This is a genomic window from Hydrobacter penzbergensis (assembly GCF_900106985.1).
Classification (GTDB): domain Bacteria; phylum Bacteroidota; class Bacteroidia; order Chitinophagales; family Chitinophagaceae; genus Sediminibacterium; species Sediminibacterium magnilacihabitans.
Window position 1 is genome coordinate 44,364 of record NZ_FNNO01000004.1, and the last position, 26,562, is coordinate 70,925.

The 26,562-nt window shown below is 46.4% G+C and carries 19 protein-coding genes; 1 reads left to right on the top strand and 18 read right to left on the bottom strand.

Annotation, left to right across the window (positions count from 1 at the left end; all coding sequences use genetic code 11):
* Positions 1-28 precede the first annotated feature (28 nt).
* The 8 genes from metH to BLU98_RS05945 all read right to left on the bottom strand — a co-directional run bounded on the left by metH (position 29) and on the right by BLU98_RS05945 (position 11,218).
* A complete protein-coding gene (gene metH / locus BLU98_RS05915; protein WP_257574741.1) occupies positions 29-2,746 on the bottom strand; it encodes a methionine synthase in 2,718 nt (905 codons plus the stop codon).
* Between the two features lie 17 nt (positions 2,747-2,763).
* Entirely contained in the window at positions 2,764-3,780 is a 1,017-nt protein-coding gene (locus BLU98_RS17735) for a homocysteine S-methyltransferase family protein (protein ID WP_257574742.1), read from the bottom strand.
* A 209-nt stretch (positions 3,781-3,989) separates the two neighbouring features.
* Positions 3,990-4,910 carry a DUF5777 family beta-barrel protein gene (locus tag BLU98_RS05920; RefSeq protein WP_092723002.1) on the bottom strand — a complete coding sequence of 307 codons (921 nt, stop codon included), beginning with the start codon at positions 4,908-4,910 and terminating at the stop codon, positions 3,990-3,992.
* A 29-nt stretch (positions 4,911-4,939) separates the two neighbouring features.
* Positions 4,940-5,464: a YceI family protein gene (locus tag BLU98_RS05925; protein WP_092723004.1), complete on the bottom strand. Its 525-nt coding sequence runs from the start codon at positions 5,462-5,464 to the stop codon at positions 4,940-4,942.
* 7 nt (positions 5,465-5,471) lie between these two features.
* Positions 5,472-5,888 carry an OB-fold protein gene (locus BLU98_RS05930; protein ID WP_139173849.1) on the bottom strand — a complete coding sequence of 139 codons (417 nt, stop codon included), beginning with the start codon at positions 5,886-5,888 and terminating at the stop codon, positions 5,472-5,474.
* 99 nt (positions 5,889-5,987) lie between these two features.
* Complete coding sequence (gene recR, locus BLU98_RS05935; RefSeq protein WP_105469848.1) at positions 5,988-6,602, bottom strand: recombination mediator RecR; 615 nt, start codon at positions 6,600-6,602, stop codon at positions 5,988-5,990.
* A gap of 17 nt (positions 6,603-6,619) precedes the next feature.
* Positions 6,620-8,035, bottom strand: a complete 1,416-nt coding sequence (locus BLU98_RS05940) for an Ig-like domain-containing domain (RefSeq protein ID WP_257574743.1) — start codon at positions 8,033-8,035, stop codon at positions 6,620-6,622.
* Between the two features lie 39 nt (positions 8,036-8,074).
* Entirely contained in the window at positions 8,075-11,218 is a 3,144-nt protein-coding gene (locus BLU98_RS05945) for an ATP-dependent helicase (RefSeq protein ID WP_092723012.1), read from the bottom strand.
* A gap of 218 nt (positions 11,219-11,436) precedes the next feature.
* Here BLU98_RS05945 and BLU98_RS05950 point away from each other — a divergent pair, with 218 nt between their 5' ends.
* A complete protein-coding gene (locus tag BLU98_RS05950; protein ID WP_092723014.1) occupies positions 11,437-13,431 on the top strand; it encodes a KUP/HAK/KT family potassium transporter in 1,995 nt (664 codons plus the stop codon).
* On the opposite strand, the gene BLU98_RS05955 is transcribed toward BLU98_RS05950, so the two are convergent.
* From BLU98_RS05955 to BLU98_RS06000, 10 genes are all read right to left on the bottom strand, one after another.
* Positions 13,432-15,123, bottom strand: coding sequence for a sensor histidine kinase (locus tag BLU98_RS05955; protein WP_257574744.1), 1,692 nt, complete (start codon positions 15,121-15,123; stop codon positions 13,432-13,434).
* A gap of 1 nt (position 15,124) precedes the next feature.
* Entirely contained in the window at positions 15,125-16,258 is a 1,134-nt protein-coding gene (locus BLU98_RS05960; RefSeq protein ID WP_092723016.1) for a histidine kinase, read from the bottom strand.
* A 12-nt stretch (positions 16,259-16,270) separates the two neighbouring features.
* A complete protein-coding gene (locus BLU98_RS05965) occupies positions 16,271-17,626 on the bottom strand; it encodes an outer membrane beta-barrel protein (RefSeq protein WP_092723018.1) in 1,356 nt (451 codons plus the stop codon).
* 6 nt (positions 17,627-17,632) lie between these two features.
* The gene (locus BLU98_RS05970; RefSeq protein ID WP_092723020.1) at positions 17,633-18,196 is read right to left on the bottom strand and encodes a K(+)-transporting ATPase subunit C; all 564 of its coding nucleotides are present in this window, start codon (positions 18,194-18,196) and stop codon (positions 17,633-17,635) included.
* Positions 18,197-18,204: 8 nt separating this feature from the next.
* Positions 18,205-20,268: a potassium-transporting ATPase subunit KdpB gene (kdpB, locus tag BLU98_RS05975; protein ID WP_092723022.1), complete on the bottom strand. Its 2,064-nt coding sequence runs from the start codon at positions 20,266-20,268 to the stop codon at positions 18,205-18,207.
* Between the two features lie 10 nt (positions 20,269-20,278).
* Positions 20,279-21,979 (bottom strand): potassium-transporting ATPase subunit KdpA, encoded by a 1,701-nt coding sequence (kdpA, locus tag BLU98_RS05980; RefSeq protein WP_092723024.1) that lies wholly within the window; start codon positions 21,977-21,979, stop codon positions 20,279-20,281.
* 19 nt (positions 21,980-21,998) lie between these two features.
* Complete coding sequence (locus tag BLU98_RS18050; protein ID WP_084220465.1) at positions 21,999-22,076, bottom strand: potassium-transporting ATPase subunit F; 78 nt, start codon at positions 22,074-22,076, stop codon at positions 21,999-22,001.
* Positions 22,077-22,454: 378 nt separating this feature from the next.
* A complete protein-coding gene (locus tag BLU98_RS05990; RefSeq protein ID WP_092723026.1) occupies positions 22,455-23,564 on the bottom strand; it encodes an alpha/beta hydrolase family protein in 1,110 nt (369 codons plus the stop codon).
* A gap of 113 nt (positions 23,565-23,677) precedes the next feature.
* Positions 23,678-25,027: a sigma-54-dependent transcriptional regulator gene (locus tag BLU98_RS05995; protein WP_443667551.1), complete on the bottom strand. Its 1,350-nt coding sequence runs from the start codon at positions 25,025-25,027 to the stop codon at positions 23,678-23,680.
* Between the two features lie 55 nt (positions 25,028-25,082).
* On the bottom strand, positions 25,083-26,561 hold the full coding sequence (locus BLU98_RS06000; RefSeq protein WP_092723028.1) for a glycoside hydrolase family 10-like protein: 1,479 nt from the start codon (positions 26,559-26,561) through the stop codon (positions 25,083-25,085).
* Position 26,562 lies beyond the last annotated feature (1 nt).

The window sequence follows — 26,562 nt, forward strand, 5'->3', positions numbered from 1 at the left end:
AATCGGTTGTTCGGCGCAAAGGTAAGGGCTAATCCAAAACCGGACTCAACCATCTTTCTGCTTCTGCCAGGGGCATGTTCTTTCTACGGGCATAATCTTCCAATTGATCGCGCAGGATCTTACCCACGCCGAAATACTGGCTGCTTGGATTAGAAAAATACCAACCGCAAACAGAGGAAGCAGGGTACATGGCCAGACTCTCTGTTAACTCAATGCCCACTGTATCGGTGGCTTTGAGCAAGTGAAAGAGTTTGTGTTTCTCTGTATGATCCGGACAGGCAGGATAACCTGGCGCAGGACGAATACCAGTGTATTGTTCTTTGATGAGTTCTTCGTTGCTCAGCTGTTCGGACTGATCGTAACCCCAATATGTTTTTCTTGTTTTCAGGTGCAGGTATTCGGCCAAACCTTCTGCAAAACGATCGGCCAGGGCCTGCAACATTATCTTGTTGTAATCGTCGAAGTTTTGCTCGAATCTTTTGATATGCGGTTCAATGCCGTGTATGGTAACGGCAAAAGCGCCGATGAAATCTTTTTTACCACTGGAAACAGGCGCCACAAAATCAGCCAGCGACAGGTTGGGTTGTCCGGGCGCTTTTTTTACCTGCTGTCGCAGGAAGGATAAGCGGGTATCTGCTGTTCCGTTCTTTACCACCACATCGTCGTTCTCACTGCCCGCTTCCCAGAAGCCGATGGTGCCTTTGGCTGTGAGCCATTTTTCAGCAATGATCTTATCAATCAGTGCATTGGCATCGTTGTACAATTTGGTGGCTTCTTTTCCAACCAGTTCATCGCTGAGAATGTCGGGGAAATTGCCGTGCATTTCCCAGGCAATGAAGAAAGGCTTCCAGTCAATATAAGGTCTGATCTCGGAGAGGTCTACATCGTCGAATACTTTAGTGCCCAGGAATTGCGGATCGGTTGCCTGAAAATCATCCCAGTTGATCTTTGTTTTGTTCTGCAATACGTCTTCGTAAGGAAGGTATTGCTTCACCGGCTTTTTGTTGTCGAAATTGTGCTTCAACCGGGCGTATTCTTCAGCGGTATTTTTCAGGAAGGCTTCTTTCTGTTCCTTATTCAACAAAGAACCTGCTACGGTAACACTTCGTGAAGCATCAAGCACATGCACAACGCCATTATTATATTCCGGTGCGATCTTAACCGAAGTATGTATGCGCGAAGTGGTAGCGCCTCCGATGAGCAGCGGCTGCTGCATATTGCGACGCTTCATTTCCTTGGCTATATGCACCATTTCATCGAGTGAAGGTGTGATCAACCCGCTCAACCCAATGATATCTGCCTTCTCTTTGATCGCTGTCTCGAGTATCTTGTCGGCCGGCACCATCACACCCAGGTCAACTATGTCATAGCCGTTACATCCCAATACCACGCCTACGATGTTTTTTCCGATATCGTGTACATCGCCTTTTACAGTAGCCAATAATATCTTGGCAGCGCCGGCAGATGTTGTGTCTGCCTCACCGCTAAGTAGCTGCGCCTTTTTCTTTTCTTCTTTTTCGGCTTCTATATAAGGTGTAAGGATGGCCACGCTTTTTTTCATCACCCTGGCGCTCTTCACCACCTGTGGCAGGAACATCTTACCGGCGCCAAACAGGTCACCTACGATGTTCATACCATCCATCAACGGGCCTTCGATCACATCCAATGGCTTAGGATATTTTTGTCTGGCTTCTTCCGTATCTGCATCTATATAATCGGTAATGCCGTTCACCAGTGCATGGGCCAGTCTTTTCTCAATGGGCTCATTCCGCCATGCTTCGTCTTTCACTTCCACTTTGCCTTTGGCTTTCACTGTTTCGGCATGGGCAATGAGTTTTTCGGTGGCTTCGTTGTTCTCGTTGTTGCGGTTCAGGATCACGTCTTCACACAACTCGCGCAGGCGGGGTTCTATTTCATCGTATACCACTAACTGACCTGCGTTCACAATGCCCATGTCCATACCGGCTTTGATGGCATGGAGCAGGAATACCGAGTGAATGGCTTCCCGCACATGGTCGTTGCCGCGGAAAGAGAAAGAAACGTTGGAAACACCACCGCTCACTTTGGTCAGCGGCATCAGTTGCTTGATCTCGCGGGTGGCTTCAATAAAATCAACTGCATAATTGTTATGCTCTTCAATACCGGTGGCAATAGCAAAGATGTTGGGATCGAAGATGATCTCCTGCGGTGCAAAGCCTACGCGCTCAGTCAGTATTTTATAAGCCCTGTGACAGATAGTTGCTTTTCTTTCTTTGGTATCGGCCTGTCCTATTTCATCAAATGCCATCACAATTACTGCGGCGCCAAAAGATTTACAAATGATGGCCTGCTCAATGAATTTCTCTTCTCCTTCTTTCATGGAGATGGAGTTCACAATACATTTACCCTGTACGCATTTCAATCCCGCTTCAATGATCTCGAATTTCGAGCTGTCGATCATAATGGGAATCTTGGCAATATCGGGTTCGCTCTGGATCAGGTTGAGGAAAGTGGTCATGGCTGTTACGCCTTCAAGCAACGCATCGTCCATGTTCACATCCAGTATTTGTGCACCGCTCTCCACTTGCTGCCTCGCTACAGAAAGGGCTTCTTCGTATTTACCTTCCCTGATGAGCCGCGCGAATTTCTTGGAACCGGTTACATTGGTACGTTCGCCTACATTGACAAAATTCGTTTCAGGCCGTATAACCAATGGTTCCAGTCCGGAAAGGCGTAAATAAGGTTTGATAATGATGTCTCCACTCATGATACTTGACTTAATGATTAAACCAACTCGGTTTCAATAACCGGTATCGCTCTCGGCGCAATCTTTTTAACGTTGTCGGCAATGTGTTTGATGTGATCGGGCGTGGTGCCGCAACAACCTCCTACGATGTTCACGAACCCTTCTTTGGCCCATTCTTCTATAAAATGAGCCGTTTCATGGGGCGCCTCATCGTATTCACCCATGGCATTAGGCAGACCCGCATTGGGATAGGCCGAAGTATAACAAGCGGCTATCTGGCTCAGTTCTTCAATATGTGGTCTCATTTCGGCGGCACCCAATGCACAGTTCAATCCCACGCTTAAAGGGTTTGCATGCATGATGGAAGTATAAAAGGCTTCCAGTGTTTGTCCGCTCAACGTACGCCCCGAAGCATCGGTAATGGTACCGCTGATCATGATGGGCAATTCCGGTTTGCCGCTTGTTCTGAAATATTTTTTGGCCGCATAGATGGCGCCTTTGGCATTGAGGGTGTCGAAGATGGTTTCAATTAGTAAAATATCAACGCCGCCATCTACGAGTCCGCTTATCTGTTCATAATAAGCATCGGCCACTTCATCGAATGTTACGGCGCGGTAGCCGGGATTGTTTACATCGGGAGAAAGGCTCAAGGTTTTATTCAGCGGACCGATGGCGCCAGCCACATACCGTTGTGCAGTACCCGGATTTTCTGCGGTAAATTCCTGGATGGCTTCCCTGGCACAGCGCGCAGCGGCTACATTCAATTCATAAGCCAGCGATTGCATTTCGTAATCGGCCATGGCAATGAAAGTGCTGCTGAAGGTATTGGTTTCAATAATGTCGGCGCCGGCAGCAAGGTATTGTTTATGAATGCCTTTGATGATCTGTGGTTGTGTAATACACAGCAGGTCGTTATTGCCCTTTACATCGCATTGCCAGTCTTTGAAACGCTCACCGCGGTAATCGGCTTCTGTAAGTTTGTGTTGTTGGATCATGGTGCCCATAGCGCCGTCGATCACCAGTATCCTTTTTTCCAGTTCTTTTCTGATATCCATAATGCACTCTTTGGGTTGCTGTTGTTCCGTTGTAAGAGAACAGGGCAACCGGTTATATTATGGAACCAATAAACGCTTGTGAGAGAAAAAATGAAGGGCTCTTCAATACGTTTATTAGTTCAATTGATTCCGCAATAGTGCGGAACGCCAGGCTGAACAATAAACAAATCCGCCTGTGGCAGTGCAAAGTTAAGGGAAAAGGGAATGGATTACCAATTCCCTTTCTTGTTCTTCGAGCTGATATTGAAGATACGGGATATATTAAAGCCCCAGCGAACGGCTCCATTGCCCCATGAGCCAGTGGTTTCGTGGATGAACGCATGTTCGTTCATGCCAATGGAATTGGTAAAATGAAGCTGGAAAACATGCCCGCCCGTTTGAATATCCACACCAATGGAAAGCGGGTCATATGTGCCGTTGAAGCGATTCGCCTGCCAGAAATATTCAGCATTGATACTGATGCGTTTGCTCACTTTCTGCCGGGCGAGAAAACCTATGGAAAGCATATCGGAAGATCCGCCGGTGAAGCCGATGATCCGGTTGTAATGTGTGAGGGTGGGCGATATCTGAACAGAGGTATGCTCATTAAATTTGCGGGCAATCATCAGCTGTAGCACATAAGTGAGCCGGTCAGTGGCGGTTGCTTTCAGACTGGTATCCAAATCAATGGTCTTGTACATGGCCGATCCGAGTACTGCAATGGATAAAGGCATGGCCCCTGCTCCGGTACTCTGGTGCATGAGCCGGTATTTGATAAACCCGTCGTATTCTTTGTTATATGTAGTACGGCCCACACCGATCATCAGGTCTTTAGCAATACCAAAGTCGAACCCAAAACGAAACGAGGCGCCGTCGAGACCGAATAATTCATACAGGCCCTGGTTCACCGGCGAAAAACGGTGATTGATGCGAAAGTCCATACTTCCAGGACCCGTGATTTCTACTGTATGCGCATTTACCAGTCGTGTAGAATAAAAAGTATTGATCACAGGTCCGGCAGTAATGGTTTTGTCGGTTGCTTTATTGGCGCTGTCCTGCATTTTAAAAAGATCTACCTGTTGCGCCTGCAACAATGAGGCGGTCAAGCAGCAAGTGATCAGCACAGCAAGTTTCTTATAGGAGCGGTACATAAAGATGGTTTATTATATCACAATGATGTTTATTGGTACTGGCAATTGATTTCGATTGTTACCTTATCGGTTACATTGGCCGCGTCTATTTTAAAATCTTTCATCACAATCACAAAAGAGGCTTTAACCGAAGGTTTACCCCCTTTGATTTCAATTACACCATTCACCAGAACGTTTTTGGTAACGCCGTGCATGAGCAGATCGCCCTTTACAATGGCTTTATAAGTACCATCTTTCGAAAAGTTGATATCGCCCAGGTTGGTGATCATGCCTTTGAAATCGGCCCTTGGAAATTTGGTGCTTTCCAGGTACTGGTCATTGAAGTGGTCCTGCATTTCTGCGTATTTGAAACGAAACCCTTTGATGAGCAGGCTGAAAGTGATCTGTCCATTGTCAGATATCCTGCTGGAGACTTCGTTGTTTACGGCTTTCACATCGTCATCCGTAGGTGAAATAAAACCGATCTTTCCATTCCTTGTGCCGAATATTTTTTGTGCATGCAGATCGCCGGTCATTGCCAGTGCAAGGAGGAGGATGGTAATGATTTGCTTCATAGGTTGTTTATTTTGCTAAAACGCCTTCATTGATAACAACGTTGGCATCGGGAATATACCCGGTGCAGATGCCTTTGAAAGTGATGTTCTGCCCCGGTTTTAACTCGCCGGGGTTGGTTTTGAAAGTACAATTGATCATAACAAGCGGGTCATTGGTCTTAAAATTTACGACAATATTACCTTCCTGGTTTTTGCTGATATCGGCAATCTCTCCGGTAAGCTGGATGGCTTTGTCGAGGTACTTTTGATTGGCCGCCTGCTCGTTGGTCTTGAAAGCGTCATAAAGCTGCTGTGCGGTAAGCGCTACGCCGGTTTCCTGTGTAACATCCCTGTGGGGTTTGTTGAAAATACGATAGGCAATGATGCCGCCGGTTACAGCACATGCCACAGCAATTGCCAAAATGATCCGAATCCATCTTTTCATAAAATTGAATTTGCGGTTGATATGCAAATTATTCAATGTTATGCATTAATTATATACTATTACGGTAATGGGTAACGAAAGGTTGCTTGCTGCACTATTTTACTTTACATACTGCTGTACCGGCAGCCTGTTGGCGATGCTGCGCGCCAATGTCATCTCATCGGCATATTCCAGTTCGCCGCCAAAAGCAATGCCACGTGCAATGGTGGTAACGCGGCAGGGGAGGTGGGTTATTTTTTTCTGGATATAATAAATGGTGGTATCGCCCTGTATATTCGGACTTAACGCGAACACCAGCTCTTCTGTTTCTTCTTTTTCAATACGGTGTGTGAGGGCGCTGATGTTCAACTGATCGGGACCAACACCGTCGAGCGGGGAAATAACGCCACCCAGTACATGATAGGCGCCGTTGAATTGTTGGGTGCTTTCAATGGCAATGACGTCGCGGATGTTTTCTACTACGCAGATCATGCGCTGGTTGCGCATGGAATTGGAACAGATGGCACAGATATCGCCATCGCTGATGTTGAAGCAACGCTGGCAGAATTTAATGTCGCGCCGCATGCGGGCGATGGTCTCTCCAAAATGTTGTACTTCGTTCACTTCCTGTTTAAGCAGGTGCAGGACCAGCCGCAACGCTGTTTTTTTGCCGATGCCCGGCAATTTGGCAAACTGCGCCACTGCATTCTCTAATAAAGCGGAAGGAAGCTGCATCCTGCAAAGATACATCATCAGAGATTCACCGATACCTGGTTATCCCAGTTGCCCCTGATGTTCAGCGGAGTTGGAATGGATTGCACGCGTTCGGGCTGCTTGCGGTTGCCAGGGAACCTTCCGGTATCCCATACACCATTCTGGTTGGCATCGTACAGCACGCGCAACTCGTAATTACCAGGTTTGAAAAGCTTGCGTTTGAATTCCGGCGAGGTAAGCACTACCGACTCCACAATGCGGTCGTTCTGTACAAATTGCAATACCGGGTTCAGCTGTAGGTTAAGGTTTTTGAATTGAAGGAAAAGACTCCCATAGCTGGATTCTTTTTCTGTATAAAAGCGGATGGTATCTGCTTTGGCCCGCATATTCCCGGCCGTATCGGTCATCGCGTCTTTGGCAATGACCAGCCTGAACGGAACATTTTCCTTCCAATCGTACCGGAGATGGATCCTGGTCTTACTGGTGTCTAGCGAAAGGGTATAACCTTTTACCACCTGGTAATTGGTATCGCATAAAAGGATCTTCGTACTGTCGATCGTTGCCAGCTTATGGTTGGTATTCAATTGAAGATCACTCAACAGGTCCTGACTGCCACCTTCCAATGAACCGGCAAACAATTTGAGCTTATTATCTTCCTTGGGTTTGTTGGGTGCAGCAGTGTTTTTAGGAACAGTCGTAGCTTTTTCTTTCTTTTTTACCTGTTGAAAAGCATAAAAAGTATCTATCCTGGTGCTGGCGCCTACTGTTACGGATGAATCCAGGAAAGCAAACAATTTTGTGCTGTCGTCGTATCGCTTGGTATAATCGTTGGGTACTACATAGGCGTTGAAAGTAGCGGCTGGAAGGTTGCGAAATACAAAATCTCCCTTTCCGTTGATGCGTGCATAATGACGCGGACGATCTTTCGAAATGGCTGTGTCTGACAGGTTGTTGTGCAGTACAACGATCAATGTACTGTCTGCCTTACCTGTTTCTGCTAAAAACACTTTGCCTCTATAAGTAAAATGGTCGATGTTTTTTCCCGTAGAAAAAACATAGCTGAAACCTTTTGCCACATTTCCTTCATTTACATCTTTGACGGCATCGCCAAAATCGAGTGTGTACGTGGTGTTGGGTTCCAGGGTGTCTCTAAGACGCACCGTTACGTTGCGCAAGTGTGCGTCTACCGTTGGAATATTTTTAAGCGTGGGGGAAACAATGAGGTTTTCCTGTATGTTCTGCAACTGCACGAACTCATCGAAAGTGAGTACGATGTTTTTAGTGGTCAGCGGGATATTGAGGGATGAATCCCTGGGCGATGCCAGGGCCAGCCGGGGAGGCAGGCTGTCTTTAGGCCCTCCGCCAGGCGGAATGATATTGGCACAGGAATGCAGCGCCAGTGTGGCGATGGAGGCCGACAGGACAGCGATAAAAAAGGATACCGTATGCTTCATCTGGATCATTAATCAGGCGCAAAATTATATTGTTTGAAATTAATCGTTGTCTTCTTCTTCGTTAAGATTGTGGAGTGATACGGCCAGGTTATTGGTTTTAACAAAATTACACCAGTGACAGTCGGCCTTGCCGCAACCGGTATAAAACTCGCGATCCTGTATCTTCTGCCATACAGAGCTGATCTGCTGTGTAACAGTGGTAATATCTTCCGGCTTGATAACGATCTTTTCTTTGCGGTACTGCTTCTTTTTGTCGGGCTCCACAAAATCGAATTCGGCGCTTACCACATTCCAGTTCTTCTGCTCCATATTGTCTATTAAGATCTTGTAGAATACTGCCTGCCGCCAGTAATCGCCCCCGTTGGGATTTTTATCGTGCGGCGGTTTCAACTTATCTCTTGCATTTTCAATATCACCGGTTTTGTAATCCACCACATTTACATTTTTACCGTCGAACTCCAGTTTATCTATCTTGCCCTTGAGCGGAACATTTTTTACTACCACATTCCGGATGCTGGTTTCCACTACCACGATCTTATTCCAGGTATCAACATATTGATCGTAATAATTAGACAACACTTCCTGCCCATATTCTTTTCTTCTTGCAAACTGCTCTTTGGTAAAACTCTCACGGTGCCGGTGCATGTATTTTTCAAAGTCTTCAATGAAAGTACTTTTAGGCGGGAAGGCATTGGTGTCCTTCATTTTGCTAAACAGCTTGTGCAGGGCATCGTGAACGGCGGAACCGAATTCGGTGGCTTCCGATTTGCCCGAAGGAACGCGAACCAGGTTGTTGAAATAGAATTGCAATGGGCATTTCAAGTAATTGTTCAAAGCGGTCACATTCATCACGAATCGGTCGAGCAGGTGTGTAACCACGTCGGCTTCCATGGGGTCGATCTCCGGAGCTGATGCGGCTTGGAAAGTCAGTGCGGCAAATCTGCTGCGGGTTTCCTCATCAACCAATACCGTCATGGCAGGCAATGTATGTTTTTCCTGTATCTCGGCAATGAACATGGAAGGCTCCAGCTCTTTGCCATCGTCTTTGAACCGTGCATAAGAAATAACGAGGTGTTCTTCGGCGCGTGTAAGGGCCACATAAAACAGGCGGCGCAATTCTTCCTCTTCCTTATGTGCGGGTTGGGAAATAAAGAGTGTATCCGGGAAACTGTATCCACCGCCCGGCTTGCGTTTCTTTTCCCAGTTACTGGCATTGCAACCTGCAAAGAATACATGCTCAAATTCCAATCCCTTTGAACCGTGTGCCGTCATGAGGTTAACACCTTTATCGGTACCGCTTACCTGTACCAACGGAAGGCTGATGGCTTCTTTCTCCATCAATGCTATATTGTTTACCAGTGTTTCCAGTGAAAGCAAAGGATTACGCCGCGTCTCTTCTTTTATAAAATTGAAGAGGCCGGTGAGTACCTGCAGGTGCCAGTGTTTATCGGGCTGTTGCATGATGAAGTTCAATACCCCTGCTTTGCGGATACAGTTTTCAAAAAGGTTTTGCAGGGTAACATTGGGTACATCAGCAATCAGTGATTCAAGCATGAGTCCAGCATTTTTCAATGCTGCAGGAACAGGCTGACTGAAGAGATCCTGTGGAGGTTGGTTAATTTTGTCATGCAATAATTGCCTGATAGATGTTTTATCTTTTCCAAATTTCCGTTCAGCCACTTCAATGCTCAGCCGGGCAATGTCGAGCGGTGCGATACCGAACCAGTCGAAATGCAGGATCTCGAACAACATTTCATCACCACCATAAGGAATATCGTGTTCAGCAGCCAGGTATTTGAGTAATAAGATGATCTTCCTGGCCAAGGGTAGTTCCAATATGTTCAGCCTGCGTTTGCTGTACACAGGAATGTTTTGCTGCCTGAAGTATTGCGTCAGTTCTTCACCGTATTTGTTCTCTTTATAAATAATACCGATGGCTCCCGGCTGAATGCCTTGTTCTAATAGATGAGACACGTGCATGGTGATATCGATCATTTCATCCTGTTGCGTTTCATAAACCCTTAGTTCTGGCTGGTGATCCAGTTGGGCGATAGCAGCATTAGAAGCAAGTAATGTTTTGGAAAGCCCCTCTATTTTATTCACCAGCCTTTCACTGTTCCGGTCGATCAGTGTTTTGGAAGCATCAAGGATGGGTTGGGTTGAACGGTAGTTGTTGGTTAGCACTACTGTTCGCAGGTGCTCGCGGTACTGGTTGGCGAAATGGAGCATATTCTCCACGTTGGCTCCCTGGAAGCGATAGATGCTTTGGTCATCATCGCCCACCACGAATACATTGGGCTTGTCCCAATAACTGATGAGCAGTTCCACCAGCCTGTTCTGCGTACCGCTGGTATCCTGGTATTCATCAACCAATATATATTGGTATTGTTCCTGGTAGCGGGCCAGCAAGTGCTTCTCTTCGTTAAAGGCCCGTATCACCCAATTGATCATATCGTCGAAATCGTAACGGTTCTTCCTGAGCATCATCTCCTGGAAACGGTTGAATTCGTTAACAGCAGCACGCAGCTTTTCCATCTTCTCCGTTTCTTCTTCTATGCGGGCCGTCTTCAGATCGCCGGCCTTATAATTTTTGCCATTGCGCTGGTAGATATAATCCTGCCGGTTGGGTAAGTCTTTGAGATAGGCATCGATCTGAGACGAAATATACCCTGGCGTCCACCCTTCGCGTTTCATGGTGCTGAAGAGTGATTGCAGGTTCCTGACCTCAAAATAAACATCGCCCCGGTAACGTTTTAAAGGATGGTTTTTGGGAAAGTTGTCGATCAGCGTTTTGAATAACTCGATGCTTTCAAGCGCTGAAATGGGGTCCAGGGCTGTTTTTTCGAAGAGGGAGAGGTTTTCCTGGATGATGTCGTTGCAGAAGGCATGAAAAGTATAGATATTCACTTTATACGCATCGGGACCCATGAAGCCAACCAGTCTTTTGCGCATGGCTACTACGCCGGCATCGGTATAGGTAAGGCAGAGGATATTTTCGGGTAAAACATCGGTATCCATTAGGATCTTTCCAATGCGGGCCGCCAGTATCTGTGTTTTACCTGTACCCGGACCGGCAATCACCATCACAGGACCTTCAATGGTATCTACAGCTTTTTTTTGCTGCTCGTTGAGCGAACCGTAAATATCGGTGAACAGGTTCGTAAAGTGCTGGTGTGCTGACATGCGATAAAGATAACAGGATGAAGGGATTCGGACCCGAAAGGTAAAACGAACAATTGTTATTACTTAAATGTCGATTAATATTTTGGTAAAAACCTTACAGGTGCTGATTTAGAAAATAGTTTTGACCCTTGATAATTGCTATGATTGCCAGCCATCTTTCCGATATCCTTTTTTACTTATTTTGTATTTAATCATAAACCAAACCACTCTGACTCATCATGCCTACCTCTTCTTCGGCTGGTCATAATTATTTGAGCAAATTAAGTTTTGCGGGCTTATTGGTAACGCTGGGTATCATTTATGGTGATATTGGAACTTCTCCTTTATATGTATTCCGCTCCATCATCGGCGAGCGGCCCATTACGGAAGAGCTGGTATATGGTGGAATATCCTGTGTGGTGTGGACACTGACCCTGCAAACTACTTTTAAGTATGTATTCCTTACGCTGAGAGCGGATAACAAAGGCGAGGGAGGGATATTTTCCCTGTATGCACTGGTTCGCCGGTATGCCAAATGGTTGTATGTGCCGGCCATCATCGGTGCTGCCACCCTGCTGGCCGATGGAATCATCACTCCTCCCATTTCCGTGGCTTCGGCCATTGAAGGATTGGGTGGTGTAAAAGGTTTGGAAACTATCATTGTTCCCGGCAATAACCTTACGGTAGGTATTGTGATCGGTATCATCTCTCTACTGTTCTTTTTCCAGCGGTTCGGTACCAAAGTAGTGGGCTTTTCTTTTGGCCCTATTATGCTCATCTGGTTTACCATGATCATGATATTAGGGGCTGCGCAGATTGCGCACATGCCTGAAATTCTTAAGGCCATCAACCCTTATTATGGCATTGAGCTGCTGGTCAACTATCCCAAAGGTTTCTGGATACTGGGCGCTGTTTTCCTTTGTACAACAGGAGCAGAAGCGTTGTACAGTGACCTCGGACACTGCGGACGCAGAAATATCCAGGTGAGCTGGATATTTGTGAAATTCGCCCTCATCATCAATTATATGGGGCAAGGCGCCTGGTTGCTGTTGCAGCACAGTAAATCGCTGGGCGATTTGAATCCTTTTTATGAGCTGATGCCGCACTGGTTCCTGCTTGTGGGTATCATCATTGCCACGATGGCCACTATCATTGCCAGCCAGGCTTTGATCAGTGGGTCATTTACACTTATCAGTGAAGCCATCAGCATGAACTTTTGGCCAAGGGTTACCATTAAATTCCCCACCGACATCAAAGGGCAGATCTATATTCCCAGCCTCAATATCATATTATGGATCGGATGTATAGCCATGATGTTGTATTTCCGGGAGAGCGGTCATATGGAAGCGGCTTATGGCTTCTCCATTGTCATTGCCATGCTGATGACCACCACGCTGATGTATGTGTACATGCACAGGGTTCGCAAATGGAATTTTGCATTGATCACCCTTATTATGATGGTGTTCATTACCGTGGAACTGGCTTTCTTCATTGCTAATGTGGCCAAGATCAAGCAAAGGTGGATGTTCCTTTTCTTTGAATTCGGACTCACTTTCATCATGGTAATATGGTTCCGGGCCCGCAAGATCACCAATCGCTATTTACAGTTCGTGAAGTTCTCGGATTATCTCCCACGATTGATAGAACTCAGCGAGGATACGAATTTCCCCAAATACGCCACGCACCTGGTTTACCTTACCAAGGCCGATTACGATGGAGAAATTGAAAAAAGGATCATGCATTCCATCCTGCACCGCAGGGCCAAGCGGGCCGAAGTTTACTGGTTTATACATATCGACAGGGCCGATGCTCCTTTTACCATGGAGTATTCTACCAAAGAACTCGTGAAAGGGAAAGTGATACGGATCGACTTTAAGCTGGGCTTCCGTGTACAGCCCCGCATCAACCTGTTGTTCAAGAAAGTGGTGCAGGAAATGTTTAACAGGGGAGAAATATGTGTGATCAATAAATACGAGAGCCTGCAAAGAGAAACTTTCCATGCCGATATACGTTTTGTGATCATAGAATCGTTCCTCTCGGTGGAGAACGAGCTTTCGTTCAAGGAAGGGTTCATCATGGATTCCTATTTTGCCATCAAGAACTGGGCACAATCTGACCAAAAAGCATTCGGCCTCGACAATGCATCTACTGTTATTGAAAACGTGCCATTACTCATCAACCCCAAAGTATACCTGCCGTTGCAGCGTGTTGACAGAAGGTCTTCTTCTGTTTGATCATGCTTTGGGTAACGAAAAAGAAAACTGACTGCCTTCACCGGTGCGGCTCGCAGCCCATATCTGTCCGTGTTGTGCTTCAATGAACTCTTTGGAAATGGATAGACCCAGCCCTGTGCCAGTTTCTTCATGAACCCCCGGCACTTTAAAATAGCGGTCGAAAATGCGGGGCAGGTATTTCTCATCAATGCCTTTCCCATGATCGGTTACGGTAAAAATGATCTTGCCTTTGTGCAGTGATGCACTCACTTCGATGGATGAGGATTCGGAAGAATATTTGATGGCATTGGTGAGCAGGTTAACCAGTACCCAGGATGTTTTTTCGGCATCTGCCTGGATGGAAGGCAGGTCGTTTGCCAACTGGCGATGGATAGCAATATTTTTCTGCTGCGCAGGTAATGCAACGGCCTGTGTAGCTTGTTCTATGATGGAGGCCGGATTAGTAGCCTGTAATTTCAGGTGAATATGCCCTGTTTCTACCTGCGACATATTCAGCAGTTCGCCGGTAATCTTCAGCAACCGTTCGGCATCGTCGCGGATACTGCCGATGAGCTCCTGTTGCTCATTGTTCAGCGAGCCTACCCTGTTGTCTGTGAGGAGCTGCGCACTCATTTTGATGGCGGAAATAGGCGTTTTCAGTTCATGTGAAACAGTAGCGATGAAATTGGTTTTAGCCGTATTCAGTTCATGGAAGGGAGTGATGTTGCGCAAAATGATCACCTGCCCGATAATGGTTTCGTTATTGGTTACATTGAGTGTGTCTTTGTTGAAATAACTTTCTTTGTTGTCGGCAAATATTTTCAATTCTTTTTTATCCTCATGCAGTAACGTGCGCATAAGATCGTTGCCCAATGCCACATCGGGCGCATACATGCCTATAATAGAGCTTTCTTTGATGCCGAGCAAAGTTTCAGCTACCGGATTCAGGAACAGTATGTTCCGTTTAGCATCCAGTCCAATGATGCCATCTTTCATTTGGTTGATGATGGTCTCTATCCGGCTTTTTTCAAACTTGATCTGTGCCAGGTTGCTGTGCTCATATTCATCCAGCTTTTCAGCCATACTGTTAAAGGCGGCTGCCAGCTCGCCGAACTCGTCTTCCTGTTGCAGGAAAATCCTTTTCCGGTAATTTTTGTTGGCGATCTCATGTATACCGTCGTTGAGCAGGCGAACAGGGGTGGCAATGATGGCGGGGAAATTCACTACAAAAGAGAAAGCGACCAGCCCCAGTACTACAAAAATGATCGTAAGCCATAAAGTAGCGTCTTCTGCCGTTTTTAATGCCACGGCATTTTTCCGCAGCATAGCTTGCTGGTTGAGCTCATCGATACGTAAGATATCTTGCCGTACGGTAGCATAGTCGACCGGGCCACCCGGATTAGATAGCAGTGCTGAAAAATTTCTACGCAAAGTTTGCGTGGCTTCTCTCTCGCCGATCTCCGTGATGTTGTTTTCCTGTTTGCTCAGGTTGTTATCGAAAAGCTGTATGGCTTCTTTTTTCCCTGGAATGTCTTCCAGCGATTTCAACATATTGTTACAATACACGAGCGATTCGTAATTGTTCTTCAGTACTTTTTCCGCGTCGCCGCTTAAGCGGTTGATATAAAAAATGGCCAGTATGCCATAAGTAAGGATGACAATGAAAAGGAAGGATAATCCCAGTCCGAGTTTTGTTTTTAGTTTGATGGCCATATCAGGAAAGGATTACAATATCAATATCTGAAGCAGACAATTTATTCAGCAGTTGGTTGAATACGGCAGTGCTCATGATCACATTCAGCAGGTTGATATGCGGTTTGCCAATACAAATGGTGGTAATGTTTTTTTGTCCCGTGACTTCAAAAATACCTCTTGCAATATTACTACTCCTGACGCGGATCACTTCGGCGCCCAATTCAGTAGCCAGTTTAAAATTATTAATGAGGTGACGCTGTGCGGCCAATCCTATTTTATCTCCTTCTTCCCTGGGTGTTTGCACATAAAGCAAAAACCATTTGGAATTATAATAAGCGGCAAGCCGTGCTGTTTTGCGGATCACTTTACGGGCTATTTCATGATTGCTGCTGATGCAGGCCAGGAAACGTTCCTGCCGGTAATTGTTGATGCCCGGCATTTCGGTTTCGATCTTTCTTTCTACCTGTGAGGCCACTTCTTTGAGCGCCAGCTCCCTCAACTGCAGGATCTTTTCGCTCTGGAAAAAATGCTGCAACGCGATCTCAATTTTATCCGGAGTGTATATCTTTCCTTCTTTCAAACGGGTGATCAGTTCATCTGCGGTGAGGTCGATATTCACTACTTCATCGGCCTGTTGCAATATGCTGTCGGGCACCCTTTCTGCCATATCTATCCCGGTGATTTGTTTAACCTCGTCGTTCAGGCTCTCCATGTGCTGGATATTCACAGCGCTGATCACGTGAATGCCGGCATCGAGAATGTCCATCACGTCCTGCCAGCGTTTTTCATTCTTACTTCCCTCAATATTAGTATGAGCCAACTCGTCAACGACCACTATTTCGGGACGAAGGGCGAGCACAGCAGGTACATCCAACTCTTCCAACTCTTTGCCTTTGTAAAATAATGTTCTGCGTGGGATCAGGGGCAGGCCTTCCAATAAGGCTTCTGTTTCTTTTCGCTGATGTGTTTCGATATAACCGATCTTGACGTCTACGCCGTTGCGCAACAACGCATGAGCTTCCTGCAACATGCGGTAAGTTTTACCCACGCCGGCACTCATGCCGATGTATATCTTCAGCTTACCTTTTCTCGATCTTTTAATGAGGTCGAGAAAATGCTGCACATTGTTTTCTTTGTTGTTGTCGTCAGGCATAGCATAAGATCATTATAGTCTGAAAAGCATAGCCAGGATCAGCCTGTTCTCCGATTTCACCAGGTCGGGCCTCCAGTTGGGCGGCAAAGGAGTAGTAGTGTATCCGTCGGGAGAAGTTACACCACCCCTGCCTGCAAAATAAGGCACGCTGGCATGTCGCGTAACGAATTCAAGGCGAAAGGTAATACTTTGATTGGGCAGGTAATCCAGGTTTGTGGAAGCATCCCATCCGTTGAATGGATCACCCGGATTTGCACTGAAGGGAAATGCTCCTTCGGTTTGGGTGGGGTTACTGGGATTGGGCAAGGGGCTTGCCTGGCCAGTTGGATAGAGTACCAGGTACCTTCCCGGGTTGGTCATCACACCGCCACCAATGGTCCAGGCGAATTTATTTTTTGCAAACCAGGTACGGTTGTAGAACATGGCACTCAGGAAATTTTGTGATGGTGTATTTGCATCGCCGCCAAAAGCTTTTACACCGGCGCCCGTTTCAAAACCCAGGTCACCGGTAAGGGAGAATGCCATCTTACTGATGCCACTGGAATTTGGACGGTTATAATAGCGCAAGAGCCAACTGTTATCCGAGTGGAAACGTTTCCTGCCGGGAATACCACCGGCATCGGTGCCGTAATAGTTGTTGGTGAGGAGCTTCATGTAGTCGTTGGGTATCCAGGTAAAATTGAAACCGAAACCCGGCATGCTGTTGAATTTACCATAGCTCTGCCATCCGTTGATGATCCAGGGCTCGAACTTGATATGTTTGGAAGGAAAGATCTGTATGCGGATGCCGTTGAAGAACCAGGGGGTATTATCTGAAGTGAAAGAAGCCTGGTACTCCCAGTTCTCAGGCTGGTAATAAGAGTTCAACCCGATATAAGACATGAATAATCCTGCATCGATATTGATGCCATACCATTTATCGATGTGATAACCGGCATAGGCTTCGCTGAGGTAACGATACACATCATCGAGATGATATTGGCCACGATATATGCTGAGATCGTTCCTGGGTACCACTGTAGAACGGGTACCGAATTGCGTCATGACCCTTGCGTGTGCATTCAGGTAGGTGAAATCGCCGCCAAGATGCAGGGCCGACAACTGTACTTCATTGTGCCTGGCCATTGCGGTGGATCCTACAACGGTGTTATCGATGGGATTATTGAATGAATAATTGTAGTTCACATCCAGTAAAATACTGGGTATGAAATAAACACCTTTGAATACACTTGAATCACGCCGGTCGTTACCATTATGCCAGGTCATGTCAATGCCTTCAAAAGGAATCTTAGGTTTGCTGGTGTCTTGCTGTGCTTGTGCTATGATCGATGCTGCGGAGCAGATGATCGTTAGTATATGTCTTTGCATCATTGATTATTTTAATTGATCCAGCGCCAGGTTCAATGGCAATACATTCACCACACTCGTTCCTAAAACGCCTAAAAACGGGCTTTCGGTATATTGCTGAACAAGCTGTTTGAGCCGCTCTTCAGAAATATGCCTGTAAGCAGCAACTCTCTTTACCTGCACCATGGCGGCTTGCGGAGAAATATGGGGGTCTAGTCCGCTACCCGAAGCCGTTACCAGCTCGGAGGGAATGTCGGCTCTTTCAATTCCCGGGTTGTGTGCCAGGAAACTATCGATGCGCGCGTTCACTTCTTTCAGGTAATCAGGGTTGGAGGGGCCTTTATTACTGCCCGTACTGCCGGCGGCATTGTATCCTGCCGCTGAGGGACGGCCCTGAAAATAATTGTCGCGTGTGAATGACTGGCCTTCCAGGCGATAGCCTACGGTTTTGTTTTGTGATACTACTGTTTCACCGCGTCCCCTGGCAGGGGCAGCCTGCGCCGCTATCCATATCAGCAGCGGGTATGCTACCATGAAAACTACTATGCAGACCAGTGTTAATTTTATTGCGGGAAGAATATGCTGTTTCATATCTATGATTAAAAAAAGTTTGCAATCAAAATATCGATCAGTTTAATACCAATGAAGGGTACCAATATGCCACCCAACCCGTATATCAACAGGTTCCTTCTTAGTAAAGCGCTGGCGCCAATGGGCCTGTAAGCTACTCCTTTCAATGCCAGGGGTATTAACAGGGGTATGATGATGGCATTGAAAATGACGGCGGAGAGAATGGCCGTTTCCGGGCTGTGCAGGCGCATGATGTTCAATGCCTGCAAAGAGGGCAACGAGGTGATGAAGAGCGCCGGGACGATGGCGAAATATTTGGCCACATCATTCGCAATGCTGAATGTAGTAAGTGTGCCGCGGGTCATGAGCAATTGTTTACCAATCTCCACTATTTCGATCAGCTTGGTGGGATCATTATCAAGATCCACCATATTGCCCGCTTCTTTAGCAGCTTGTGTACCGCTGTTCATGGCAACGCCTACATCGGCTTGTGCCAGTGCCGGCGCATCGTTGGTGCCATCACCCATCATAGCCACCAGCTTACCGCTGTTCTGTTCTTTTTTGATGTAATTCATTTTGTCTTCCGGCTTTGCTTCTGCAATGAAATCATCCACGCCCGCTTTTTGTGCAATGTATTTTGCGGTGAGCGGGTTATCGCCGGTTACCATCACCGTTTTCACGCCCATTTTGCGTAACCGGTCAAAACGTTCCTGTATGCCGGGCTTGATAATATCTTGCAACTCTATCACGCCCCATACCTTTTTTTGATGCGATACTACCAGTGGCGTACCACCGTTAGAGGCGATGGATTTTACTTTCTCTGTGGTCTCATCGGGAAAGGGATTACCTGCTTTGCTTACGATATGGTGAATGGAATCGTAAGCGCCTTTGCGTATTTGGATATTACCCGGCAGGTCTACACCACTGCTCCTGGTTTCAGCAGTAAAATCAATGAACCGCATGCCATTTTCTTCACCGCCTTTGAGAGATGGGGCGCTCAGGCCCTGGGCTACAGCCAATTCAATGATGGATTTTCCCTCCGGAGTCTGGTCTGCAAGCGAGGCAAGTACACAGGCTTCCATGAAATCCTGCTGCGATATGTTTGCCGCAGGCCAGAAATGAGTGGCTTTGCGGTTACCGATAGTAATGGTTCCCGTTTTATCGAGCAAAAGGGTATCGATGTCACCGGCTGTTTCTACTGCTTTACCGCTTTTGGTAATGACATTGGCGCGCAAAGCCCTGTCCATACCCGCTATGCCAATGGCACTGAGCAAACCACCGATGGTGGTAGGGATCAGGCAAACGAACAAGGATATGAATGCAGCGATGGTAATGGGCGTGTGCGCAAAGTCGGCAAATGGTTTCAGGGTAACACATACGATCACAAATACGAGTGTGAAGCCAGCCAACAAAATGGTGAGCGCAATTTCATTGGGTGTTTTCTGCCGGGAAGCGCCTTCTACCAATGCGATCATTTTATCGAGGAATGATTCGCCGGGTTCGGTAGTTACACGTACTTTGATTTTATCCGACAACACTTTGGTGCCGCCGGTAACGGAACTTTTATCACCACCAGCTTCCCTGATCACGGGAGCCGATTCGCCGGTGATAGCGCTTTCATCGATGGTGGCCAGGCCTTGTACGATCTCTCCGTCCATCGGAATGATATCGCCTGCTTCGCATAAAAACAGATCACCTTTTTTCAAACGGGAAGAAGGAACGATCTTGATCTCATTCACGAATATTTCTCCTACTGTTTGGATCCATTTGGCAGGCGTTTCTTCCCTTGTCTTACGCAGGCTATTGGCTTGTGCTTTACCACGGGCTTCTGCAAGGGCTTCAGCGAAATTGGCAAACAAAATGGTGATAAAGAGTATGGCGAAGACAAGGATATTGTAGGTGAGACTGCCTTGCGACCGGTTGCCGCTGAGTATCCATAAACATACGCCCAGCATGATGATACAACCGATTTCCACGGTAAACATCACGGGGTTGCGGAACAGGATGCGGGGATTGAGCTTGATGAAAGATTGTTTCAGCGCTTCTGCAACGAGCTCGCGTTCAAAAAGACGGGTTGTTCTGTGTTTTGACATATTCAATCAATTATTTCATTCCAAAAAATTCAGCCAAAGGGCCAAGGGTCAGCGCAGGGAAAAAGCTCAGTGCCGCAACGATAAAGATCACCGCCAGCACCATGATACCGAATGTGCCGGTATCTGTTTTAAGTGTTCCTGCACTTTGGGGGATGTATTTTTTCTTCGCCAGGATGCCTGCAATGGCCAATGGACCAATGATGGGCAGGAAGCGCGACAACAACATCACGATACCACAGGTGATATTCCAGTACGGTGTATTGTTGCCCAGACTGGCAAAATTGCTGCCATTGTTAGCGGCAGAGGAAGTGTATTCATACAACATTGCGCTGAAACCGTGACTGCCGGGGTTATTGAGCCAGCCGGCATAAGTTGCGGGGTCGTGCGCATAAAGATGGGAAGACAAAGCAGTGGCTGAGAGGATTAACAGTGGATGTAGTAATGCAATGATCACGGCAATCTTCATTTCTTTGGCTTCGATCTTTTTTCCAAGGAACTCTGGTGTTCTGCCTACCATCAATCCACTGATGAAAACAGCGATGATGATAAAAATGTAGAAGTTGAGAAAGCCCACGCCTACACCTCCGTAAAACGAATTCACCATCATGCCCAGCATGGCCATCATACCCGATAATGGAGTAAGACTATCGTGCACGCCATTGACAGAACCATTGGAAGTAACCGTAGTAACGACCGACCAGAAAGCGGTGGCTGCCGAACCGAACCTGACTTCTTTTCCTTCCATGCTACCCATTTGCTGGTTGATGCCCATTTGTGTAATAGCAGGATTGCCCTTCATTTCATAATACACAGAAGGCAGGAGGAAGAGCAGGCACCCAATGGTCATGACGCCAAAGATGGTCCAGGCCAGTCTTCTTTTCTTGAGTACATAGCCCATAGCAAAAACCATCGCCACTGGAATGAGAAAGATAGAAGCACATTCAGCCATATTGGTGAAATAGTTGGGGTTCTCCAGGGGGTGGGCAGAGTTGGCGCCGAAAAAGCCGCCGCCATTGGTGCCCAGTTGCTTGATGGCCACCATCGCTGCGGCGGGACCCCTTGACACATTTACCGTATCTCCCTGTAATGAAATGAACTGCGATTTACCCTGGAAGGTCATGGGTGTACCATTGAATACTAGTAACAGGGCCAGCACAATTGAAAGCGGCAACAATATCCTGGTGCAGCTTTTCACAAAGTAGTTATAGAAATTGCCGAGTTTGTCCGTGGTTCTTTCTTTCATTGCATGAAATACTACTGCGCAAACAGCCATACCTGCACCTGCACTGATGAATTGGAATAACATCAACACCAATTGACCGAGGTAGGAAACGCCTGTCTCGCCACTATAGTGCTGCAGGTTGGTATTGCTGACGAAACTGATGGTGGTATTGAAAGCCAGATCGGCCGACATGCCGGGGTTGCCATCGGGGTTGAGCGGCAGCCATTGCATGTTCATGAGTATAAACATGGAAAAGAGAAACCATACCAGGTTGATGGTAAGCAAGGCTGTGAGGTGCTGTTTCCAGTTCATTTCTTTTTCCGGCCTGATGCCCGACAGTTTAAAGAACAGGCGGTCGAGCGGTGCCAGGAATCTGTCGGGCCAGGTTTTTTCTTCGCTATACACTTTCCCTATGTACCGGCCTAATGGGATGGCCAATAAAAGTGTAAGGATGAAAGTGATACTGATGCCTAAAATTTCTGTGTTCATAATAAAGGCTGCTTATGGTTTAAAATTTCTCGGGTTTTACCAGTACATAACAGAGGTAGCAGAAAACCAGGATAGCAATAATGAATAGTAATAACATGGATTATATTTTTTCGAACCATTGAATGAATTTGAAAAACAGGGCGAAGAGGACGAGCCCGACGGCAATGAGCAGTATTGTTTGCATAGCATGTTTTTGAGCGATGCGCCAAAAGGATGCCACTAAAGACAGGTTAGCGTATTTGGAATGGCAAACCCTTTGTTTGTAAGGGTTCGCTGTTACAGCAGAAAAAAGAGGTAGAAAAAGCCGCTCCGCTATACCTTTTCATTTTGGGGTGGTTTTTTCATTTTGGGAGGGGAGGGGGGCGATTCAAAAAAACCAACCTGGAAGTAGCTAAGCAACTCCATACACGATTCCATATTGACGGTAACCGTTTGCTCGAAAGCCCTTGAAATAGTTGCTTGAGAAATGGGGTACTTACAGTATTTTACTAATGAGCCAATTGTTCATTACTTCTAATACTTCGGGGGCGAAGGTTTCTGACAATTGTGCATATTCCTGGATGGTGCATTTAGTACAATGCTGAAACAAATGATTTAATCCGGGGAAGATCTTAGTCGTTACATTTTTATTTCCGGCTTTGTTTAGTGAGGCCGTAATTGCAGACACATTTTGTTCCGGGTATACCTGGATGTCTTTCTCGCCATTTAATACCAATACCGGGCATTTTACTTTACTCCAAAACAGATCCGGTTCCGTAGCAATAAAATATTTAAGCCAGGGCTTCAATTCCGCTTTAACCTGAAAATCAGCATATATCTCTGGTGTTACTTTTTTTGCATTAAGCGGTGTTAAAATGCTATCGGGTAAACCATTTTTCCAACTGGCAAATAGTTCTTTTGCCCTATCCAATATCAACGAGTCATTTTCATTAGCATGATCATGAATAATTTGTAGTGTTTGTTTCGTAAGTGAATAGAAAGCATTGTATGTATCGCCATTTACTGCATTTTTTAAAGGGTCTGTTTGCTGTTTCAGCAATATTTCTGCGCCCGATACACCCGTTCCCGCTAAGGAGATTATAAAAGACAAATGGGGCCATCTCGTGTACACCAAAGGTGCAATAAAGCCGCCCTCACTATGTCCGATAAGGCCTATCTTGCGCTTATTAATTTCTTTTCTGGTTAATAAATAATGAATACTTGCTTCCACATCATTTGCAAAATCAGCGCTGCTAGCATTTAATACATCTCCTTTGCTTTTGCCGATATTCCTGTCGTCTACCCTTAATACGGCAATGCCATGGTTGGTTAAGTAATCGGCAATTACAGCAAAAGGCTTATGATTAAAAATGGTTTCATCCCTGTCCTGTAACCCGCTTCCGGTGATCATTATGGCTACCGGGAAGGGACCCTTTGTTTTCGGATAAGTTAATGTGGCGCCTAAATGAACGGTCTTCTCTGTATTGTCGTATTCAACACTATCAACATTGTAATGGAAAGGAGGTTTAGGGGTTTGAGGCCTGTTGTTTGTTTGTGCCTGGGCAACTGAGAGAATGCCTGTAAGAGCAAGGAATAGTTTTCTCATGCTTACTGTTATTTTTGATCTTTCGACCCCCTGGTGTTGTAGTACCGGGGGTGTTAGTGTTTTCTAAGATAATGTTTTTGCAGTTAAGAGACATGCATTGATTCATGTGAACTTCACAGGATATGATACTCCTCAATTTTCCTGTATAAAGTAGTGAGCCCGATGTTCAATAGCCTGGCGGCTTCGGTTTTATTTCCTTTGGTATGGTTTAAGACGCGTTGTATGTGTAGTTTTTCAACACTGGAGAGATCAAAAGCGGAAAGTTGGGATGAACTCTTATGGATAGAGCCTAAACTGGATTGCAATTCAAACGGCAGGTCTTCTGTTGTAAGCGTATCTCCTGTGGCCAGGATCACCGCTCTTTCCATGACGTTCTTGAGTTCGCGGATATTGCCCTTCCAATCGTGTTGCTGCAGGCGCTCCATGAATTCAGTGTTCATAGTTGTAACATGCTGATTGGTTTTGAGAGCAAACTGGCGCAGGAAATGTTCGGCGAGTAATGGGATGTCTTTGATTCTTTCGCGCAGTGCCGGTAGTGTAATGGTGAAAACATTCAGCCGGTAATAAAGGTCTTCACGGAAATGTCCTGATTGTATTTCATCCTGTAAACTTCGGTTGGTAGCGGCAATGATGCGCACATTCACTTTGGTAGAGCGGGTATCACCTACTTTGATGAATTCTCCTGTTTCCAGCACGCGCAATAATTTGGCCTGCAGTTCCATAGGCATTTCGCCGATCTCGTCGAGAAACAGGGTGCCATTATTCGCTTCTTCTATGAGTCCTTTTTTGTCTTTCACTGCACTGGTAAAAGCACCGGCTTTGTGTCCGAATAATTCACTCTCCAGCAATTCTTTCCCAAATGCGCTGCAATTGAGTGCCAGAAAAGGCTTGCAGGTTCTTTTACTGGCATGGTGTATGGCCTGGGCAAAAACTTCTTTGCCGGTGCCCGTTTCTCCCAGTAACAAAACCGTGGCATCGGTAGGCGCTACTTTTTGCGCCAGGGCTACAGCTTCCTTGATCAGGGGCGAGCGGCCAAGGATCTGCTCGAAACCATATCGCTTGCCCACGCGTTGTTCCAATAACTCAATATGCTTGCGCAGTTGTACTTTTTCCATTGCCTGATTGATGAGCGGAATTACTTTTTCGTTGTCATCACCCTTGGTGATATAATCAAAAGCGCCACTCTTCATGGCCTGAACGCCATCGGCAATATTGCCATAAGCGGTGAGCAATATGATTTCAACGGAAAGATATTTGGACTTGAGCTCCTGTACAAACTGCAGGCCATTGCCATCAGGTAATTTTACATCGCAGAGCACCACATCTATGGTCTCTTTATCCATCAGCTTACGAGCCGATTTGAGGTCGGGCGCTTCCCATACCATGAACCCTTCGAGCCGGATGATGCGGCTGAGCAAGGTGCGGAGTTTTTCTTCGTCGTCTATGAGAAGGATGTTGCCCAAAATGACTGATTTAAAGTCAAAATTAAAAGTCAAAAGGCAAAACAGCGTGATTAACTCATCTAATTTCTGTAAGCTGACTCACATTGTTATTCGGATTGACTGTTATGGCATATATTTTTTTGCCTGTGGCGATATCAGGCAAAGAGCCAAGGTCTACGGTAGCAGTCTTGCTGGCGGGGATCACCTGCACCAGTTGTGTATTGATGAATTGTGGTTCGGCGCCTGGTTGCAGTACCAGTATGGCAAATGCCTTGATCTTTTCTTCACCTTTATACACCAACTTTATTTTATTCCCCTCCAGTTTCTCAACCAGGGGTTGTATGGGAACAGTATTGTCTACCCAGGGCATGGCAGGTACCAGGGCCGGATAACGGTAATAATGATTGCGCAAACTGTCGCTCCATCCGTTCGGATTGCTCTCAAATACCTTGCTGTTGAAATAAATGCTCCCACGGGTAGTTGGGTATGTTCTTAGTTCGCGTATTTGTTCCGGCAGCTCATTGGGATCTCTCCAGGCAGCATTGCTGCCGGCGCGGTAAATACCATGCCCAATATAAAGGTCTTTGCCATAGGCATGATCATTCCACCATTCCAGCAATACATCGTAATCGGCCAGCTTATGACCGCGCTCCCAATACAACTGAGGTGCTACATAATCGATCCAGCCTTTTTCCAGCCATAACAGGATATCGGCATAGAGATCGTCGTAATTGGTTTGTCCGCCTTTTGTATCGCTGCCCATGGGATCCTGACTTTTGTTGCGCCAGATGCCGAACGGACTGATGCCGAATCGCAGCTTGGGCTTGATGGCCCTGATGGCTGTGAACAGATCGTAAATAATGCTGTCGCAATTGCTGCGACGCCATTCGTCTTTACTCAATCCGTTGCCATAGCGTTTGTATTCTTTTGCATCGGGAAATTCTTTTCCTGCAATACGATAAGGGTAGAAATAATCGTCGAGGTGAATGCCGTCTATATCGTATCGCTTCACCAGGTCTTCCACTACTTTCACGGTGTGTTGTCTTACCTGCGGCAGACCGGGGTTGAAATATTTTTTATCGCCGTAAACCAGGAACCATTCGGGATGTGTTTTGGTGAGATGGTTGGATGCAATGGAAGAATTCCGCATGTTGAATACAGCCCTGTAAGGGTTGAGCCAGGCGTGGAACTCCATGCCGCGTTTGTGTGTTTCGCTGATCATGAAATCAAGCGGATCGTAAAATGGCACAGGTGCCTGTCCTTGTTTACCCGTGAGAAATTCGCTCCAGGGCTCATAAGCAGAAGGATACAATGCATCAGCGGCGGGTCTTACTTGTACGATCAAAGCATTCATGCCATTGCGTTTGTGCATTTCTACCAGTCGGATGAATTCTTCTTTTTGTTCTGCCACGGAGAGGGTTTTCTTGCTGGGCCAGTCGATATTGCTAACGGAGGCTACCCATACGCCACGGAACTCGTAATTAGGAGAATATTGCGCAATACCCGGTTTCAAGCCGGCTACAACCATCAAACAGAACGCCAGAAATTTTTTCATG

Coding starts and splice junctions, on each gene's coding strand:
- kdpB (WP_092723022.1), bottom strand. CDS start 20,268: ATGTCAAAACACAGAACAACCCGTCTTTTTGAACGCGAGCTCGTTGCA.
- BLU98_RS05990 (WP_092723026.1), bottom strand. CDS start 23,564: ATGAGAAAACTATTCCTTGCTCTTACAGGCATTCTCTCAGTTGCCCAG.
- BLU98_RS05945 (WP_092723012.1), bottom strand. CDS start 11,218: ATGTCAGCACACCAGCACTTTACGAACCTGTTCACCGATATTTACGGT.
- BLU98_RS05960 (WP_092723016.1), bottom strand. CDS start 16,258: ATGCCTGACGACAACAACAAAGAAAACAATGTGCAGCATTTTCTCGAC.
- BLU98_RS06000 (WP_092723028.1), bottom strand. CDS start 26,561: ATGAAAAAATTTCTGGCGTTCTGTTTGATGGTTGTAGCCGGCTTGAAA.
- recR (WP_105469848.1), bottom strand. CDS start 6,602: ATGCAGCTTCCTTCCGCTTTATTAGAGAATGCAGTGGCGCAGTTTGCC.
- BLU98_RS05950 (WP_092723014.1), top strand. CDS start 11,437: ATGCCTACCTCTTCTTCGGCTGGTCATAATTATTTGAGCAAATTAAGT.
- metH (WP_257574741.1), bottom strand. CDS start 2,746: ATGAGTGGAGACATCATTATCAAACCTTATTTACGCCTTTCCGGACTG.
- BLU98_RS05930 (WP_139173849.1), bottom strand. CDS start 5,888: ATGAAAAGATGGATTCGGATCATTTTGGCAATTGCTGTGGCATGTGCT.
- BLU98_RS05970 (WP_092723020.1), bottom strand. CDS start 18,196: ATGAAACAGCATATTCTTCCCGCAATAAAATTAACACTGGTCTGCATA.
- BLU98_RS18050 (WP_084220465.1), bottom strand. CDS start 22,076: ATGTTATTACTATTCATTATTGCTATCCTGGTTTTCTGCTACCTCTGT.
- BLU98_RS05925 (WP_092723004.1), bottom strand. CDS start 5,464: ATGAAGCAAATCATTACCATCCTCCTCCTTGCACTGGCAATGACCGGC.
- kdpA (WP_092723024.1), bottom strand. CDS start 21,979: ATGAACACAGAAATTTTAGGCATCAGTATCACTTTCATCCTTACACTT.
- BLU98_RS05955 (WP_257574744.1), bottom strand. CDS start 15,123: ATGGCCATCAAACTAAAAACAAAACTCGGACTGGGATTATCCTTCCTT.
- BLU98_RS05920 (WP_092723002.1), bottom strand. CDS start 4,910: ATGTACCGCTCCTATAAGAAACTTGCTGTGCTGATCACTTGCTGCTTG.
- BLU98_RS05965 (WP_092723018.1), bottom strand. CDS start 17,626: ATGCAAAGACATATACTAACGATCATCTGCTCCGCAGCATCGATCATA.
- BLU98_RS05940 (WP_257574743.1), bottom strand. CDS start 8,035: ATGAAGCATACGGTATCCTTTTTTATCGCTGTCCTGTCGGCCTCCATC.
- BLU98_RS17735 (WP_257574742.1), bottom strand. CDS start 3,780: ATGGATATCAGAAAAGAACTGGAAAAAAGGATACTGGTGATCGACGGC.